Origin of the sequence: Streptomyces sp. NBC_00271 (assembly GCF_036178845.1) — a bacterium.
Lineage (GTDB): Bacteria > Actinomycetota > Actinomycetes > Streptomycetales > Streptomycetaceae > Streptomyces.
This window is the reverse complement of record NZ_CP108070.1, coordinates 3,880,845-3,897,877: the sequence shown is the minus strand read 5'-3', so window position 1 is coordinate 3,897,877 and position 17,033 is coordinate 3,880,845. Positions and strand designations below refer to the sequence as shown.

The following is a 17,033-nucleotide window of genomic DNA, read 5'->3' as shown; positions in this document are numbered from 1 at the left end:
GATCGGCCGGGCAGGCCCTACCGCAGTCCGTCGACCGCTCGTCCGTCCGTCAGGGTGCCCTTCAGCCCGGCCTGATCCCCCTGCTTCGTCCGTACGGCGAGCAGCGCGCCCCGGGCCGACCCGCTCACCCCGCCCGACGTGCTGATCGAGGCGGTGTCCTTGCTGCCCGCCGCGAGGAGGTACCAGTCGCCCGCGCCCGACTTCCACAGCACGCCCGCCAGCACATGGGGGTCACGGCGGCCGCACGCGGGCGAGTTCTCGGCCTTCGCCGCGATGGCGCCGTACGCCCCGCCCGGGGTGTGGAACTGGGCCAGGATCCGGGTGCCGTCACCCCGCCAGGTGTCGGCCCGGGTGCACACCCAGGCGGCCTGCCCGCTCGCGTCGGGCAGCGGCTGCTGCGCGTACTGCCAGGCGTTCACGGACCGCACGCCCTGGGAGCGCACGGCGGCCAGGGAGCAGGCGAACGGCGCCCAGTTCCGCAGCGCCGCGGGGCCCGCGACCTCGTGGGGTGCCGCGGGCGGCCCCGAGGTGAGATGGGCCGGGATCAGCTCGCCGAGGTCGGCCAGCAGGTGCGGGCCCGAGGTGTCGGTCACCTCCATGACGTTCCACGAGGTGCAGGTGCCGGTCGGGGCAGGGCCGGCCAGCGGCGTGCTGACACCCTCGGCCGAGAGGGTGAGGGGCGTCGGGCCCGCGGTCGGCTTCAGCAGGTCGCGCTCGGCGGCCTCGGTCACCCAGGGGGCGGTCAGATAACGGACGTTGCCGTCGGCCCGGTCCAGGACCAGCGCCTCCGCCTCGGCCCCGGTCGCGCCGTCGACCCGGGCGAAGTCGAGGGCCGCGCCGCCCGTGCCGGCGCGTGGCTCGGCGTACCGGGCGATGCGCAGTCCGTCGTAGAAGAGCACCACGCGCGCCTGGTCCACATCACCGGCGTACAGCAGCTGCGGCGGTCCGGCCGGGGCGCCCGAGGGGGTGCCGGGCGTCGCCGAGACCTGCACGGATTCGCCGGGCCGGGCCCAGACGGCGAGCGCGCGGCGCAGCAGCGCGATGTCCCGGGCGAGGTTGCCGCGCGCGGGCCACACGGAGAAGTCGGTGCGCGCGGACGACCGCCACGCCGTCGGGGCGACCCGCGTCACCTTCCCGGGGTCGAGGGCGGCCTCGGCGGCCGGGTTCTGCGCGTACGACGGGGCGGCGGCGCCGTCGGGTCCCCAGCCGCCGCTGGGCAGGGCCAGCAGCGCGCCGCAGACGGCCGCCGCGACGCCGGCGGCGAGCGCGGCCTTCATGTGCTGTCTGCGCCGCATCAGGTCGGTGGGCCGGGCGTGCAGCGAACAGGGGTCGAACTCGGGGGACAGGAGCAGGACGTCCCTGGCCTCGACGCCGCTTGCCTCCTTGAGCGCCGCGCCCGGGTCGTCGACGCCCGCCGCCGTCAGCACCTTGCGCACGTCGGGGTCGGGCAGCTTCTCCAGGCCGCGCAGGACGTACGCCGCGCGGGCGGGTCCGGACAGGGCCGACAGCCGCTGGTCCAGGGCGAGTTCGTCGGCGCCACCCGAGCGTGGGAAGAGCCTCAGGCCCCACACCTGGGGCAGCAACGGAGGCAGCTGGGACCGCTTGGGCCAGGCCGCGCGCCGCAGCGGCACCCCGGCCTCCAGCGCCGTACGCACGACCTTGAGGCGTACGAGGGCGTAGCCGGGGTCGCCGTCGCGGCCGGTGGCCTGGGCCGGGATCAGGGCGGCGGTCGTGCGTCCCCGGGGCAGGGCGCGCTGGGTGAGGGCGTGCGCGGTCAGCACCCGTCGGTTGCGGCCGAGGCTCGGCGGCAGCACCAGATAGGCGAGCCGGACGAGCCGCGGGTAGTGCTCGACGAGAGCGGCCTCGGCCTGCTCGACGTCGACGACCGGTCCTGGGGAGGCTGCGGAGCGCTGGGCTACATCCTGTGACTGCACGTTCAGCAAAACGAGCGAATCGGTGGATGGTCACCTGGCTCCGGAGAGTTACTCCCCGGGTTGTACGAGCAGCCGCGCGTAGTTCGCCATGGATCGCTGGTAGCGCGGCAGATGGGGCGCGAGGGCGGCGATCACCAGCGAGAGGCCCTCGCGTTCGCGGCCCAGGTCGGCGAGACAGAGCGCGAGAGTGGCGCGTACGGCATCGTCCAACTCGTCGGAGGGCGCGTCGAGTTCGGGGGTGAGGAGCTTGACGCCCTCCTCGGCCTGCCCGATGTTCCGCAGCGAGCTGGAGAGTTGGATCTTGGTGCGGCGGCCGCGGTAGCCGCCGAGGCCGCGGGCGAGGGCCTCCCGGTACAGCGGTACGGCCTGGTCCGAGTGGCCTGTGGAGTCCCAGGCGCAGGCCCGCTCGAACGGGCCGACGGGGCTGTCCGCGGGCAGTTCGGCGACCAGCGCGTCGATCACCGCCCGGAAGTCCGCCGCGTCCGCTTCGGTCGCTTCTTCGGAGCCGTCGAACGTGGCCCAGGCCGCCGCCGTACGCTCTTCCCAGTCTTCGGTCACGGCCACACCTTCGCACACACGTGCCCGTTGCGGCATCGGCATTCCCACCGGATGTCCTTCCGTCCGTAACGGGGGAGATTGAGCATTTGGCGCGCCGCAGCCGTATCGAAGACCAGGGCCCTCGCCGGGGCTCTCGACGGCGTGGGCGCCGACAGGCACCGGAGGAACGTATGAGGTTGACACGCGAAAAGCTGAGCGGGCACGGCCTTGCGGTCGTCGCGGCCGCGGCCCTGCTGGCGCTGACCGGCTGCGGCGGGTCGGACGGGGGAGGAACCAAGAGCGACTCGGCCGACCGGGTCCCGGCCACCGCGACCGGCAGTCTGGAGGATCTGGCGGCCGAGGTGAAGTGCAAGCCGGACATACAGACGGACGCCGACGAGATCCGCCAGGCGATCTGCAAGAACACCAACGGCAAGTTCGTCCTCGCGACCTTCGCCACCGACCGCGGCCAGCGCGAGTGGATCAACGACGCGAAGGACTACGGCGGGTTCTACCTCGTCGGCGCCAAGTGGGTCGCCGTCGCCGACCAGAAGGTGGTCACGGCGCTGCGCGGCACGCTCGGCGGTGACATGGAGGTCGGCACCAACCACAGCCAGCATTCCTCCCACAGCGGCTGAGCCGCACGCACGGCACACACACAGAAGGCCGGTGGCGGGATCTCCCGCCACCGGCCTTCTCAGTGCCTTGCTAGCTCTTCGGTGAAGCGACTACTCGCTTCGGCGAAGGGGCTGCTACCTGCACTGCTTGCCGGTGTTGAGGCAGTTGGCGATCTTGTTCGCCAGGCCACCGGTGGTGACGCTGATGAAGTCGTCGTGGTCGGTGGCCGCCTTGTGGAGCTGCTCCGGGAAGCCGTCGACCGCGTACGCGTTCTTCACCACACCGTTCTGGATGGTCGGCGGCGCGATGTTGTACGTCAGGCGCATCGTCAGCTGCGGGATCGCCTTGAAGCCGTTGCCGCAGACACCGCTCGCGGGGTCGGGGAAGGCCACGTGCGTACGGTGGTTGGCGCTGTCGATGTTCTGGCCGTCCCAGCAGCTCTGGAAGGCGAACGTGCGCACCACCTTGCTGCCCTGCGGGCAGATCGGGTACTGCGACGTCAGCTGGACCTTGTTCTCGAAGCCGGTGCAGCTCCAGTGCGCGTTGGCGTTCGCCAGACCGTTGGTCGTGGTCTTGGCGTCACCGGTGATGATGCGCAGGAACTGCGGCATCGCGACGACCTTGCTGGCCGGGCTGCCCACGTACTTGATCTGGGCCGAGACCGGGGTCAGGATCTTGCCGACGTTGCCTTCCTTGCCGCCGCCGTCCTTGTTCTGGTCGAAGTCCTGCGTGCCGTTCTGGATACGGACCACGGGCCAGTAGTACGACGACAGGTCGCTCTTGTTCTGGCAGCTGGTCCCGCCCTGCAGGAACGTCTGGTTGCTGGAGAACGCGTTGACCTTCTGGTTGCCGACGTAGTCGTGCAGGTGGTGCGCGCCGTTGGTCACGCCGGGCGCCACGATCACGTTGTCGGTGTTGAAGTTCTTGTTCGCGTTCACGCCGCACGCGGTGGTGAACGTACCTCGAGAGGCGTTGGCGCCCTTCTGCGGCTTGCCCTGGACGTTCGGTGCGACCTTGGTGATGTCGACGAAGTCGGCGGCGACGGGACCGTTTCCGGCCTGGCCGCCGATGTTGGCCGGCGCGCTCGCGCTCGGCGCCGCGGTGGCCGCGCCGCCGCCGTTGTTCTGCTGGCCGCCGTTCTGCTGGCCGCCGTTGTTCTGGCCACCGTTGTTCTGGCCGTTGTTGTTCTGACCCCCGTTGTTCTGCTGGCCGTTGTTCTGGCCACCGGCGGTGGTCTGGGCCTGGTTGGCGGTGGTGCCGGTGCAGGCGGCGAGACCGTCCAGCATGGTCGGCGCGGCGGCGCCCACCCGAGTGAAGTCGATCTTGATTCGGCCGATGACCGCGGAGCGCTTGTCCTTGAGCGGCGACAGGATCGCGTTCTGGACGAAGCCCGCGTCATTGGCCTGAGCCTGACGCGACGAGGCCAGCCGGGCGTAAGCCTCGGTGATCTGCTTGTCGAGCGTGGCCAGCTCCGCGTCGACGTTCGACTTGGCGTTGGCGGGCACACTGGTCAGTTTCTGCCCGACATCGGGGCAGGAGATGGTGGCGACCTGAGCGGCGGCAGCCTTGGTGGTGTTCGGGCTCGAGTTGGACTCGTGCGCCGAAGCGTAGAAATTCGCCCAGATCAATCCGCCCCCACCGATCGCGAGCGCCGCGGATGCGGCAACCGCGCGAACAGCCAGCGGCGAACGTCGTTTGCGAGTGTTGCGTCCCATGGAACTCCTCTGACTTCCTTGCGGGGCATCGAGGCGCCCGACAGGAGTGAAGCGGCGTCCATCAGTACGCAGGTGACTCCTGAGGCGTTCAGAAACCCAGGAAAATCTTAGAAGTTCGTGAGGTCATTTCCGGCGCAATGGGCTCAGAACCGCATGTTTTTCGAGGAGTTGATCTCGAAAAACAGGTTTGAACGATATTCAACGGCGTCGGCGGGCGCTTCTTCTTCACTGGCTTCCGTGATCCAAATACGCCAGTACGGCGAGTACGCGCCGGTTGTCATCGTCGGAGACCTCCAGCCCCAGTTTGGTGAAGATGTTGGAGGTGTGTTTGGCGATCGCCCGTTCTGTGACCACGAGTTGGGCCGCGATCGCCGCGTTCGAGCGGCCCTGCGCCATCAGTTCGAGCACCTCCAGCTCACGGGGGGTCAGCCACCCGAGGGGCTGCGCGGTGTGGGAACGCCGCGCCAGCAACTGCTGGATCACCTGCGGATCCATCGCGGTCCCACCCGCGGCGACCCGCCGTACGGCGTCGATGAACTGCTCCGCGTCGAACACCCGGTCCTTGAGCAGATAACCGACCCCGCCCGTGCCGTCCGCGAGTAACTCCCGTGCGTACAGCTGCTCCACGTGCTGGGAGAGCACGAGCACCGGCAGCCCCGGCCGCTCCCGACGGGCCTGGAGCGCGCACTGCAGCCCCTCGTCCGTGTGCGAGGGCGGCAGCCGTACGTCGATCACGGCGACGTCCGGCGCCAACTCGGCCAGCGCCCGGGTGAGTTCGGGTCCGCTCTCGACGGCGGCGGCGATCTCGAAGTCGTACGCCTCGAGCATCCGGACCAGTCCGTCGCGCAGCAGGAACAGGTCTTCGGCTAGGACAACGCGCAAGGGATCTCCATGGTGACCATGGTGGGACCGCCCGCGGGGCTGCTGACGGCCAGGACGCCGTCGAATGTACCGAGCCGCCGCTCGACGCCGGTGAGCCCCGAGCCCGCGCCGACCCGGGCACCGCCCTCCCCGTCGTCGGTGACGGTGATGCGGAGCGTTCCGTCCCTGTGCTGGAGGTCGACCCAGAGGCGCTCGGCTCCGGAGTGCTTGACCGCGTTGGTCAGTACCTCGCTGACGGCGAAGTACGCGGCGGACTCGACGGGCGCGTCGGCACGGCCGTCCATGTCGACGTCCACCTCGCTCACGAGAGGCAGCCGCAGCACCAACGCCCTTACCGCGTCGCCGAGTCCACGCTCCGCGAGCACGGGGGGATGAATACCCCGTACGAGGTCGCGCAGCTCGGTGAGCGCCTCGGCGGAGGACCGGCGGGCCTGGGCGAGCAGCTGTCGGGCCTTGGCCGGGTCCTTCTCGATGAGGACCTCGACGGTCCCCAGGTCCATCCCCATGGCGACCAGTCGCGCCTGCGCCCCGTCGTGCAAGTCCCTCTCGATACGGCGGAGTTCGGCCGCCGACGTGTCCACGGCGGTGCGCCGGGTCTCGGTGAGGACGCGGACCCGTTCGGCGAGTTCGCCGTCGCCGGAGGCGAGGACGGAGCGGGTGAGGAGGAAATGGATCCGCAGGAGGGCGGGGGAGAGGGCGTAGGAGGCGACGAGGAGCGCCGCGCCCAGTGCCCCCGCGAGGAGGGCGGAGCCCTGCCCCGACACCGGCACGAAGCCGTACCACCAGCCCACGTGCGTGCCGTCCGTGAAGACCCGCCACAGGCCGGCCGCCAGCGCGAAGCCCTCCAGGGGGTAGAGGAGGAGGGCGGCGGGCAGCAGTGCGGTCGCGAACCCGGCGGTCATGTCGACCACCAGCCAGCCGAGGTCGCGCCAGGTCGCCGGGTCCCCCAGCATGCGGAGGCAGCGCGTCCACGGGGTCGTGTCCGCGGGCAGGCTCCGGTACGTGGACGGAATCCGTATCCCGTACCACTCGGCGGCGATGATCCGTCGCCGGTCCGCGAAGGCCCGTACGCCGGTCAGGACCCAAGGGGTCGTGACGATCCCCACCCCCACCGGGACGAGCAGGATCGACACGACGGACAGCACGAAGAGAACAACCGCTCCGGTGAACCCCCCGACGGCCAGCATCAGCCCTCGTCCCCCGGCGACCAGTACCTCCGGCCCGCGCGTCCGTATGCCCCTGCCGCTCCATCTCTCCATACCGCCAGTCTCACCGACCCGCCCCTCGGGGTCACTGGGCCGAGCACCAGGGCGGGGGTGGTGCCAGGTGCACCCCGGCTCCGCCCCAGACCCCAGGGGGTGGTCTTTCGGCCGCGGCCCGGTGGGGGCTGGTCGCGCAGTTCCCTGCGCCCCTAAAAGCCTCGGCTCGCCCTCGTTTTCAGCCCGTCCGGCGTTTGAGGACGAGGCCGTTCAGGCCGATCAGGGGGCCGGGGGCGCAGCCCCGGCCCCCCAGGGGCGCGGGGAACTGCGCGATCGGCCCCCACCGGCCCGCAGCCGACGAACCCACCCGGGGGTCTGGGGGCGGAGCCCCCCAGGAACGGGATGGGACGGGTAGGGGCGGCGGGGGCGAGAACATGGGGTGGTGCTACTGGGTGAGTACCTTTGTCTCCAGGTGGGGCGGGAGGCCCACCGGGGGGCGGTCCGGGCGTTGGGGGGCCACCCCGCCGATGCCCTGGAGCCAGGTCCACGTGTCCGCGACCGTCTCCGAGACGGGCCGACACCGCAGTCCCGTCGCCACCGCACGGGAGACATCCGCCCGATGAAGAGCGTCATGCATGTCGGACCCCACCGGCACCCACACCGGCAACTGCGTCCACGGCTGGATCCCGGCGTCGAGGACCACGGAAGGCTCCGTCCAACGGAGTTCCGCCCGCGCCCCGGTGACCCGGACGCACGCGTCGAGCAGCTCCCCCATCGTCGTATGCCCCTGCGGACTCATCAGGTTGTACGCCCCGCTCACCCCCGCATCCGCCGCCCCGAGGATCCACTCCGCGAGATCACGCACATCGACGTACTGGAGGGGGAGGGACCGGGGGCCGGGCGCGAGGACGGGACCGCCCCGGGCGATCCGGGTCAACCACCACGGCAGGCGCCCGATGTTCTCGTACGGCCCGAGGATCAGCCCGGACCGCACGAGCAACGAGCGCTCCGCGCCGAACGCGGACACGGCGGCCAGCTCGCCGCCCAGTTTGTCCTGCGCGTAGTCGGTCTGTTCCGCATCCTCGGACGCCCCTTCCACGAGCGGCGCGTCCTCGGCGTAGTCGGCGGGCGGAGCCCACGCGTAGACCGAGCAGCTCGACACGTACACATACCGCCCGGCCCGGTCGGCCAACAGCCGGGCCGCGTCGCGAACGGCCCGCGGCGCCGCCGACCAGGTGTCGACGACGACATCCCACTCACCATCGGTGGACGCGTCGGCGAGCGCCGCGAGCCCGTCCGGGGCGGTGCGGTCACCCAGCAAGGACCGCGCCCCGGCGGGCGGCTCGCGGTGCCCGCGGTGGAAGACGGTCACCTCCCAGCCGCGGCCGAGCGCCGCCTCCACCACGGCCCGCCCCGCGAAATCCGTACCGCCCAGCATCAGCAGTTTCTTGAGTGTCATACGGAGGACTCTGCCCGCAGGGTCCGCGGGACGGAACGGGAATCTGCTGACAGAAGAGTTCCTGAGCTGCGGGGAGGGTCAACGCCCCGTCGGAGGCGCGTACTTGTACCCCACCCGCCGTACCGTCTGGATCGCCTGCCGGTGCTGCGCCCCCAGCTTGCGCCGCAACCGCGCGACGTGGACGTCGACGGTCCGCCCGTCGCCCACGTGCCCGTAGCCCCACACGGTGGTGACCAGTTGGTCGCGGGTGTGCACCCGGTGCGGATGCGAGACGAGGTGCGCGAGCAGCTCGAACTCCAGGTAGGTGAGGTCGAGCGGCCGCCCGTCGACCTCGGCGGTGCGCTGCACGGGGTCGATGCGGACGAGCGGGTCGTCGCCCACGGCGGCGTCGGTGGGGGCCGGGGAGTCCGGGACGGCGACCGGCAGCAGGGGCTGCTGGTCGGCCGGTACGAGGACCAGGTAGCCGATCATCGGCGGCTGGCCGGGGAGCACCGGGAGGGTGTGCGGGGGAGCGGGCAGCCAGGTGGCGCCCGGCGGCAGGAAGTCCGCGACGTCGACCACCTCGTCCCGGTGGACGGCACGGAGTCGGTGCCGCGCGGGGACGGGGGCGGGTGCCGGTGCGGACGTGGTCGCGACGGACGAGAAGGAACGAGTGGTCGCCATGAGAGGTCAGCTCTTTCGCGCGAGAAGTTCGTCGGGAAGGTCGACGACCGCGAGTTCGTGGTCGGGGCCGTCGAGGACGTACGTCGTGCGCGCTGGCCGAAGGCCGGGGGTGTACGGCTTTAGAGGGCCGGCGCGTTCGTCGCGCGGCAACACACCCGGTCGAAGTCGTGATGCTGACGGGAAGGCCAGAAGGGCTCCAGGTCGGGGCGACCCGTCGCGGTGTACTTCTGGAAGCTGGCCATGCCCCCATTGAAGCAGAAGCCGGAGCTGAGCAGGAGACTCCTCTCACAGGTCGGACGCGTCCTTGGCGTCAACTTGACGCCGTACGACGAGGCTGACCTCGTACGACCACGAATGACCTCGTACGACGAGGCCGATGTCGCGCGACGCGAGGAGGCGCCCACCATGACGGTGGGCGCCTCCTCGCGTGGCGTGCGGGGCGGATCAGACCTGGCCGGCCTTCTCCAGGGCGGTGCAGCAGGTGTCGACGAGCAGGCGCGTGACGACGTACGGGTCGACGTTGGCGTTCGGGCGGCGGTCCTCGATGTAGCCCTTGCCGTCCTTCTCGACCTGCCACGGGATGCGGACCGAGGCGCCACGGTTGGAGACGCCGTAGGAGTACTCGTTCCACGGGGCGGTCTCGTGCAGACCGGTCAGGCGGTCGTCGATGCCGGCGCCGTAGTTCTTGACGTGGTCGAGCGGCTTCGAGCCCTCGCCCAGCGACTCGCACGCGGTGATGATCGCGTCGTAGCCCTCGCGCATCGCCTTGGTGGAGAAGTTGGTGTGCGCGCCGGCGCCGTTCCAGTCGCCCTTGACCGGCTTGGGGTCGAGGGTCGCGGAGATGTTGAAGTCCTCGGCGGTGCGGTAGAGCAGCCAGCGGGCCACCCACAGCTGGTCGGAGACCTCCAGCGGCGCCAGCGGGCCGACCTGGAACTCCCACTGGCCGGGCATGACCTCGGCGTTGATGCCGGAGATGCCGAGGCCCGCCTTGAGGCAGTTCTCGAGGTGCGCCTCGACGACGTCACGGCCGAAGATCTCGTCCGCGCCGACGCCGCAGTAGTAGCCGCCCTGCGGGGCCGGGAAGCCGCCGACGGGGAAGCCGAGCGGGCGCTCCCCGTCGAAGAAGGTGTACTCCTGCTCGATACCGAAGATCGGCTCGTGCGCGGCGAACTTCTCCGCCACCTCGGCCAGCGCGGCACGGGTGTTGGACTCGTGCGGCGTCATGTCGATGTTCAGGACCTCGCACATCACGAGGACGTCGTCGCCGCCGCGGATCGGGTCCGGGAAGGTGGCGACGGGCTTGAGTACGCGGTCCGAGGCGTGGCCCTCGGCCTGGTTCGTGGAAGACCCGTCGAAGCCCCAGATCGGCAGTTCGACACCCTTGGCGTCGTCGCCCAGTATCTTCGTCTTGGAACGGAGCTTGGCCGTCGGCTCGGTGCCGTCGATCCAGATGTACTCAGCCTTGAAGGTCACGGGCCACATCCTTCGGGGTGTGTCTTAGGGCGCACTGCGGGTGCTGCGGCGCTGCGGCACTGGGGCGCCGCGGTACTGCCCGGCAGCCTGTCAACAGGCGATTTCCCGATCATTGCTCGAATGTGAACCCCGTGTTACCGGGTGTCTCTGTGCTGCGACTCACTCGCTGAGAGCGATTCCCGACCACTGTCGGCGGCCCGCTCGCGAAGGCCGCGAGCACATGCGTCGGCCCACCGTGGTCCTCGCGGTCCCGGTGGCGGCGGCTCGTATGCGATGGGTTTGGGGGCGCGCAGCACCGGGCTCTCCGCCGGTGAACTCGCTCTACGTGCCGGTCCTGCTGTTCGTGGCCGCGAACAGCAGGACGCACGACCCGCACCGGGCGGCGGTCCGGGCCGCGGGGCTGCTGCCGCACGCGGCCCGGCCGGTACCGCCGTCCCTTCGGCGGAGTTCCTCAGTCGTCAGATGTGGGCGCTCACCCCACCTTCTCGATCCGCGCCCGGCGGATCAGGAACTTGCCCGGCTCCCGGACCTGCTCGAACGCCGCGTTGTTGAGCAGTACGCAGCTGCCCGACACCGAGGTGACCTGCACGGTCGTGGACTTGTTGTTGTCCAGGTTCGTGACCTTGAGCTTGGTCCCGGCCGGGAACTGGTTGCTGGACGCGGCAGGGGCGCCCGCCTCGCCCGAGAGGGTGACGGTCGAACCGTTGCAGACCTGCTGGCCGGTGGCAGCGCCACCACCACCCGTCCCCTGCGCGGGTGCGGTGGTCTGCTGCTGCGCGGGTGTGGTCGTCGCCGGCTGGGCGGACTGCGCGGGCTGCGTGGTCTGGGAGTCCTGAGCCGACTCCCCAACCGCGCAACCGGACGCCTTCTGCTGCACCTTGATCTGTGCGATGACCGCCTCGCGGTTGGCGATCCGCGCCGCCGACTGCGCGTCGGGATTGGCCCGTTGGCCGTCGATGAACTTCTGGTTGTTGCCGAGGGCGGTGGTGAGCCCCTGGCAGACCGTCGAGTCCGCGGCGGACAGGGTCCGGCCGCTCTCGGTCGGCGCCGCGTTCGAGGTGGCCGCCATGGCGAAGGCGCCACCTCCGGCCACGGCGGCGGCACTGACCAGCAGCGCCAGCTTCTTCTTGGGACTGAGAGTCCTTTTACGCGACATGCACGCCTCCTGTCCGTGGCCGCCTCGTGCGGCGGCCGGATGCGATCCGTGTGCCGCTATGTACGAGATGCCGAACAGGGTTACTCAATGGTTAACACGAGTCAGTACAGTGGCCTGGGTCACATGCGAGTCAAGGCGTCCCGAACCGCTTCCTCCGTACGGGCCACGACCGCCGTCCCGTCGTCCGCCGTGATGATCGGACGCTGGATGAGCTTCGGGTGCTCGGCCAGCGCCTTGATCCACTGCCCGCGCGAACTGTCGTCGCGCGCCCACGACTTCAGGTCGAGCTCCTTCGCGAGGGCCTCCTGCGTCCGGGTGATGTCCCACGGCTCGAGGCCCAGTCGCTCCAGTACGTCCCGGATCTCGTCCTCCGTGGGTACGTCCTCCAGGTAGCGGCGGACGGTGTACTGCGCGCCCTCCGCGTCGAGCAGGCTGATGGCGCTGCGGCACTTCGAACAGGCCGGATTGATCCAGATCTCCATGCCGCACACGTTACGCGGGACCTCCTTTCCCGCCGGTGCGCAGGAAGCTCCCTCGTCCGTCCTCGTCCGTCTCCGGGAGGCCGCGCAGGACGCTGGGGCGGACACGAGTGGGAGCAGCGACAGTGGCACCTGCTCGATCGTCTCCAGCTCGGGCAACTGCTACGAGGCGGGGCGGTACTGCCGGAACAGGGATCACGGCGCTTCGACGACGGATGCCGGCGGTGCGGGCATCACGTGCGCCTACCGCAACGGGTGGCGCTGGACCTACTCCTGACGGCGCGAGCCGCGTCTTTGCCGGTGGGTGACGGGCGGGTCCCCGCCGTGCCGCCGGAGGGTCTGTTCGAATTTGCTGCTGCCTCACGCGCCTCTCGCGGAACTGCTGTGATGCGGCGGCAATTCCCTTGCCCACCTGGATGTTTGCTGGACTCTGTGGACTCCCTGGATGTCAGTGCCGGGCAGTAAACTGGAGTCAGTGTTCGAGGGTGTCGCCGGGGGGTCCGGATGGCGCCCTGACCGCGACAGGAGGATGCCTGTGCCCGCTGCCGCACTGAAGCCGCTGCCCACTCAGTCCACGTCCAAGAGGGCGGTCCTGATGGACCTGCCGTACGAGCCCGTGGCGAAGCGCCCGTTGCCGCCGGGGCGGCCTCGCGAGTGGTACGTCACGCACAACCGCCGGCTCAAGGCGATGCGTCTCGCGATCGCTCTGCTCGACTCCGGTGTGTACGTTCCGAATCAGGCCCGCAACGAGAAGATCCGCAGTACTGCGGAGGCGATCGGTGTTCATCCGCCGTCGGACATCACGTGCCACATGGTGCGCGCGCTGATGCGCTACGCGCGCTGAGCGCAAGGGGCGGCCGGGGCAACGTCTCTCGCCCCCGCCGCCCCTACCCGTCCCATCCCTGGGGGCTCCGCCCCCAGACCCCCGCATCGGCCTGAACGGCCTCGTCCTCAAACGCCGGACGGGCTGAAGACACGGGCCGGGGTGGGTGGGGTGCGGTCTTCGGGATCGTTCTGGGACGCCGGACGAGCCCAGGCCTTTAGGGGCGCGGGGAACTGCGCGCCCAGCCCCCACCGGGCCCGCAGCCAAGCGAATTGGGCGGGCGGGGGACGCGGGGCGAAGCCCCCGCCTTGGGGGCGCGGAGAACTGCGCGATCCGCCGCCACCGACCCGCAGTGGAACGGCACACCCGGGGGCTAAGGCGGAGCCACTTCGCTCCGTTACTGGCCCGTCGTCAGTTCCTTCTCCAGGGGGGTTCGGAAGCGAGGCGTGATCCGGGTCGGGCCCAGCCAGGCCCGTAGACGGGCGGCCTCCGTCTCGATCGCGGCCAGCGCCTCCCGCCCCACCCCGGCAGGGTCCAACACCCGCCACACCAGGGCCCCATCGGCCCGCTGCGCCCACCCCCCGACCACCCGCCCGTCCCACCACACCGTCGGCCCGACATTCCCACTGCCGTCGAAGAGGGCGGGACGGAGGGAGGGGGAGAGGTACCAGTCCCGTTCCTGCCATCCCATGGCCGTGGGATCGAGCCCGGGGAGCAGCGCGGCCCACGGCGCGGCGGGGCCCGGGACGGGGGCGATGTCGTCGGCGGTCACATATCCGGTGCCTCCGTCGTCGAGCGACACGGCCACCGCCCCGATCGCCGCCAGCGCCCGCCGCACATCGGTGACCTTCCACCCCGTCCACCACTTGAGGTCGGCCTCGGTGGCGGGCCCGCACACCGCGAGCCAGCGGCGCAGCAGTTCGGGCTGGGCCTCGGAGGGCGGGAGTTCGGGATGCGGCGGCGCCACGGCCCAGCGGAACTGGGTCGACGTCCAGGACCCCAGCGGCCGCCCACGCACCACCCGCCCCTCGACCCCGAGCACCCGCATCAGGCGGGACGACACGGTTTGCGCGCTCTCGTAACTCCGCCCCGCGCCGTACGTGAACTGCTCCCTCAACCGCGGCTCGTCCTGGACGAGTTCATTCACGGTGGCCTGCCCGCGCCGCGCCAGCGCGGCGAGCGCGGACGCCTCCACCTCGGCGAGCCACTCCTCGCTCAGCCGCCCGTCGCTGCCGCTCACCATGTCCTTGACCAGCCCGGCCCGGGCCTTCGCGGCGATCGCGAGCCCCGTCGAGGCGTGCACCACCGCGGCCAGCTCGGTGGGGAACACGAACACGGTGTGCCGCATGCCGTGCATCCGCACCAGCGTCCGGTCCTCGTACAGCGCCCGGTCGAGCTCCGCCACCGTCTTCCCGGCGTCCGCGAGCCGCGCGCCCACCGCCAGGTACACCGTCGCCGGATCGGTCCCGTGCAGTGCGACCAGGGACCCGGCGACCTCCTCGGGGCTCGCCGCGCGTGCCGTCCCCGCGAGCCGGTGCCGCAGGGCGAGCCGGGCCCGTCGCTCCGCCACTGCGATGTGCCGCCGCTCCTCGCCCACGCCGCCTCCTTCTCGTAGCTGCCGTCCCCGCATCCTCTCGCGCCTCACCCGATCGGCGCCCCCGCCGTGCGTACGCCCTGCTCACGGCCTTCACTGAAGCGGGAATCCGCAGCGGAACGTCGGGAGACGACATGGCGCGGCACGCGAGGCAAGGGATACGCGGCATACGCGGGATACGAGAGAGAGGCAGGGCGCTCGGGGTGCGTGGGACACCAGCGTCCGGCGTACGACGGACCGGCCCGGGGGCCGTGGCTGTCGTGCTCCTGCTGGCCCTCGGCGCCTGCCTGGCCGGCTGTTCCGACGGCACCACCCCGTCCGACGTGGCCTCCGCCGCCTCCTCCCTCGCGTCCGAGGCCGGCGACTCGCTCGCCTCCGCGACCGCCGAGGCCGGGCGGAAGCTCGACGAGTTCAAGAACGGCCTGGACGCCAAGGACGAGGTGAAGCTCGGCGACCGGGTGACCATCGACTCCGCGGGCCGGGCCACCGTCAAGGCCACCGCCACCAACCCGACGTCCGCGGCGAAGACGTACGCGGTCCAGGTCAACTTCCGTGACAAGGGCGGCAACCTCCTCGACACGGTCGTCGTCACCCTGAACGACGTCCCGGCGGGCGCCGCCAAGGACGCCACCGCCCGCAGCACCCGCACTCTCTCCGGAGACATCACCGCCGACGTGGCCCGCGCCGTACGGACCTGACACCCGCGAACGCGCCTCCCGCCCCGGCGACCGTCTCGCCGTGGCCGATGCCGATGCCGGTGCCTCAGCCGTATAGCTCGAACAGCCCGGTCACATACGCCGTCAGCCGTTCGCCCAGCAGTTCGGGGGTCAGGTCCGTGCGCCCCAGTTCCCGCCACGGCACCGCGAGCTTCTCGGCGTCGGGGGAGTAGGCCAGCGCGTCCAGCAGCCGCCAGTACAAGTGCTCCTCGGCGTCGGCCGGGCGGCGTCCGCCGTGTGCCTCGTACCGCGCGCGGAACCCCAGGCCGTACGCCTCCCCGTGGAGCAGCGCGAGAGCCGTGGAGCAGTGGGCCACGTCCAGGTCGGCGGGCCCCCACGAGGTCTCCACCCAGTCGACCACCCCGCTGATCCGCAGTGTGTCGCCCGCGCCGGTGAAGAGCACGTTGCCGGGATGGAAGTCCCGGTGCAGGAAACATCCTTCGTACGCCGGGGGTTCGCGTCGGATCACGTCCACGGCCCGCTCCCACAGCGCGCCCCGGGGCGCACGGACGCGTTCGGGCGAGGTCCATGCCTGGTACGGGCGCGGGCGGTCGGCCGGAACCACCGCGTGGATACGGGCCAGTTGGCGGGCCAGCAGGTCGATGCGCCGGTCCAGGTCCTCCTCGTCGACCCGTACCCGGCCCGGCAGCGAGGACATCAACAGCGAGGGGTGGTCGCAGTGTTCGGCGGCGGCGTCGACGGCGTGGAGCTCGGGTGTGGGTACGTCCTCGTACGGGGCGAGCAGGGTGAGGACGGACGCCTCGCGGGCCAGCAGGCCGGGCGCGTGACGACGGTAGAAGGGCTTCACGAACGACCGCAGCACCAGACCCGTACCGTCGTCGAGGGTGAGCCGGCGCATCTGGGAGCTCCAGCCGCCGCGCAGGGCCGTGGACTCCCGTACGCTCCTGCCGGCCGGAAGCTGCTTGGCCACCCAGCCGCGGGTCGCGGTCCACCCCCGCTCGCCCAGTCCCACGAGTACGGCGTCCACGAACCGCGCCCGGTCGGCGGGATGTTCGCGCAGCCACAGGCCCAGCATGTGGTCGGCGTCGGGGAACTCGAGCCGGGTGAACTGGGCGCGGGCGGTGAGCGCGTCCGTCACGGCCTCGGTGACGGCGGGCGGGATGACGGCGTCCGTACCGGGTACGGCGAGGACCGCACGGCCGTCGTACCCGCGCAGCACGTCGAGCGCGGGGGCCTGCCGCCAGCTGTCCGGCGCCCGGATGATCTCGCTGAAGCGCCCTCCCCCACTCTCGACTTCGCTCGAGCGGGAGGTGCCCCCACCCTCCCCGAACGGAACCTGCCAGGCCTCGGCGCCGTACACCGCGGGCGCGCACAGGCCCAGCGCCACCACGCGCCGCCCGTAGTGCCCGGCGAGATCGGCCACCGTCTGGCCGCTCATGCTGAACCCGGCGAGGATCAGCGGACCGTCGGCCGGGACCGACGTGTCGATGACGGAGACGGCCTGCTCGAAGCGTCGGCGCAGGCTCAGGTCCTTGAGTTCGCCCGAGCTCTCACCGTGTCCGGAGAAGTCGAGGGCGAGGCCCCGGCAGCCGCGTGCCACGAACTCCTCCAGCAGCGGGAGCAGTCGCTCCTTGTTGCCGAGGCCCGCGCCGTGCAGCAGGACGACGGTGGCCGCGGCGCCAGGGCCGTCGTCACCGCCGCCGCTGACGCAGCTCAGTCGTTCACCGTCATGGTCGTGTGCGAAGGAGGCGAGCATCCCCCCATTTATCCACGCCCGCCCTTCCACTCTCTATCTCCCGACGGCATGTACCGACGGCCCCGGCC

The 17,033-nt window shown here is 71.3% G+C and carries 16 protein-coding genes; 3 read left to right on the top strand and 13 right to left on the bottom strand.

Annotated elements, in window-relative coordinates; translation table 11 throughout:
- Positions 1 to 17 precede the first annotated feature (17 nt).
- Entirely contained in the window at positions 18 to 1,934 is a 1,917-nt protein-coding gene (locus OG798_RS18150) for a hypothetical protein (protein WP_121418526.1), read from the bottom strand.
- A gap of 48 nt (positions 1,935 to 1,982) precedes the next feature.
- Complete coding sequence (locus tag OG798_RS18145) at positions 1,983 to 2,528, bottom strand: tetratricopeptide repeat protein (protein WP_179436594.1); 546 nt, start codon at positions 2,526 to 2,528, stop codon at positions 1,983 to 1,985.
- Positions 2,529 to 2,662: 134 nt separating this feature from the next.
- Here OG798_RS18145 and OG798_RS18140 point away from each other — a divergent pair, with 134 nt between their 5' ends.
- Positions 2,663 to 3,109, top strand: a complete 447-nt coding sequence (locus tag OG798_RS18140; RefSeq protein WP_095855060.1) for a hypothetical protein — start codon at positions 2,663 to 2,665, stop codon at positions 3,107 to 3,109.
- Positions 3,110 to 3,223: 114 nt separating this feature from the next.
- Here OG798_RS18140 and OG798_RS18135 read toward each other — a convergent pair whose 3' ends face one another.
- The 9 genes from OG798_RS18135 to OG798_RS18095 form a co-directional block, all read right to left on the bottom strand.
- Entirely contained in the window at positions 3,224 to 4,804 is a 1,581-nt protein-coding gene (locus tag OG798_RS18135) for a DUF1996 domain-containing protein (protein ID WP_095855061.1), read from the bottom strand.
- Between the two features lie 225 nt (positions 4,805 to 5,029).
- Positions 5,030 to 5,686, bottom strand: coding sequence for a response regulator transcription factor (locus tag OG798_RS18130; RefSeq protein WP_121416389.1), 657 nt, complete (start codon positions 5,684 to 5,686; stop codon positions 5,030 to 5,032).
- Positions 5,671 to 6,945 (bottom strand): sensor histidine kinase, encoded by a 1,275-nt coding sequence (locus tag OG798_RS18125; RefSeq protein ID WP_328757305.1) that lies wholly within the window; start codon positions 6,943 to 6,945, stop codon positions 5,671 to 5,673. Before OG798_RS18125 ends, OG798_RS18130 begins: the two co-directional genes overlap by 16 nt.
- A 385-nt stretch (positions 6,946 to 7,330) precedes the next feature.
- Positions 7,331 to 8,323 (bottom strand): NAD-dependent epimerase/dehydratase family protein, encoded by a 993-nt coding sequence (locus OG798_RS18120; RefSeq protein WP_095855064.1) that lies wholly within the window; start codon positions 8,321 to 8,323, stop codon positions 7,331 to 7,333.
- A 99-nt stretch (positions 8,324 to 8,422) separates the two neighbouring features.
- A complete protein-coding gene (locus OG798_RS18115) occupies positions 8,423 to 9,007 on the bottom strand; it encodes a winged helix-turn-helix domain-containing protein (RefSeq protein WP_095855065.1) in 585 nt (194 codons plus the stop codon).
- Between the two features lie 119 nt (positions 9,008 to 9,126).
- Positions 9,127 to 9,249: a hypothetical protein gene (locus tag OG798_RS18110; protein ID WP_095858130.1), complete on the bottom strand. Its 123-nt coding sequence runs from the start codon at positions 9,247 to 9,249 to the stop codon at positions 9,127 to 9,129.
- Positions 9,250 to 9,451: 202 nt separating this feature from the next.
- Positions 9,452 to 10,480 (bottom strand): glutamine synthetase, encoded by a 1,029-nt coding sequence (glnII, locus tag OG798_RS18105; RefSeq protein ID WP_328757304.1) that lies wholly within the window; start codon positions 10,478 to 10,480, stop codon positions 9,452 to 9,454.
- 472 nt (positions 10,481 to 10,952) lie between these two features.
- Positions 10,953 to 11,636: a hypothetical protein gene (locus OG798_RS18100; protein WP_095855067.1), complete on the bottom strand. Its 684-nt coding sequence runs from the start codon at positions 11,634 to 11,636 to the stop codon at positions 10,953 to 10,955.
- 119 nt (positions 11,637 to 11,755) lie between these two features.
- Positions 11,756 to 12,118: an arsenate reductase family protein gene (locus OG798_RS18095; protein ID WP_179857151.1), complete on the bottom strand. Its 363-nt coding sequence runs from the start codon at positions 12,116 to 12,118 to the stop codon at positions 11,756 to 11,758.
- A gap of 532 nt (positions 12,119 to 12,650) precedes the next feature.
- On the opposite strand from OG798_RS18095, the gene OG798_RS18090 reads away from it, so the two are divergent.
- The gene (locus OG798_RS18090) at positions 12,651 to 12,959 is read left to right on the top strand and encodes a hypothetical protein (protein WP_095855069.1); all 309 of its coding nucleotides are present in this window, start codon (positions 12,651 to 12,653) and stop codon (positions 12,957 to 12,959) included.
- A 376-nt stretch (positions 12,960 to 13,335) separates the two neighbouring features.
- On the opposite strand, the gene OG798_RS18085 is transcribed toward OG798_RS18090, so the two are convergent.
- Positions 13,336 to 14,568: a winged helix DNA-binding domain-containing protein gene (locus OG798_RS18085; protein ID WP_095855070.1), complete on the bottom strand. Its 1,233-nt coding sequence runs from the start codon at positions 14,566 to 14,568 to the stop codon at positions 13,336 to 13,338.
- Between the two features lie 215 nt (positions 14,569 to 14,783).
- Here OG798_RS18085 and OG798_RS18080 point away from each other — a divergent pair, with 215 nt between their 5' ends.
- Positions 14,784 to 15,230 (top strand): FxLYD domain-containing protein, encoded by a 447-nt coding sequence (locus OG798_RS18080; RefSeq protein ID WP_097226151.1) that lies wholly within the window; start codon positions 14,784 to 14,786, stop codon positions 15,228 to 15,230.
- A gap of 64 nt (positions 15,231 to 15,294) precedes the next feature.
- Here OG798_RS18080 and OG798_RS18075 read toward each other — a convergent pair whose 3' ends face one another.
- A complete protein-coding gene (locus OG798_RS18075) occupies positions 15,295 to 16,965 on the bottom strand; it encodes a phosphotransferase (RefSeq protein WP_328757303.1) in 1,671 nt (556 codons plus the stop codon).
- Positions 16,966 to 17,033 lie beyond the last annotated feature (68 nt).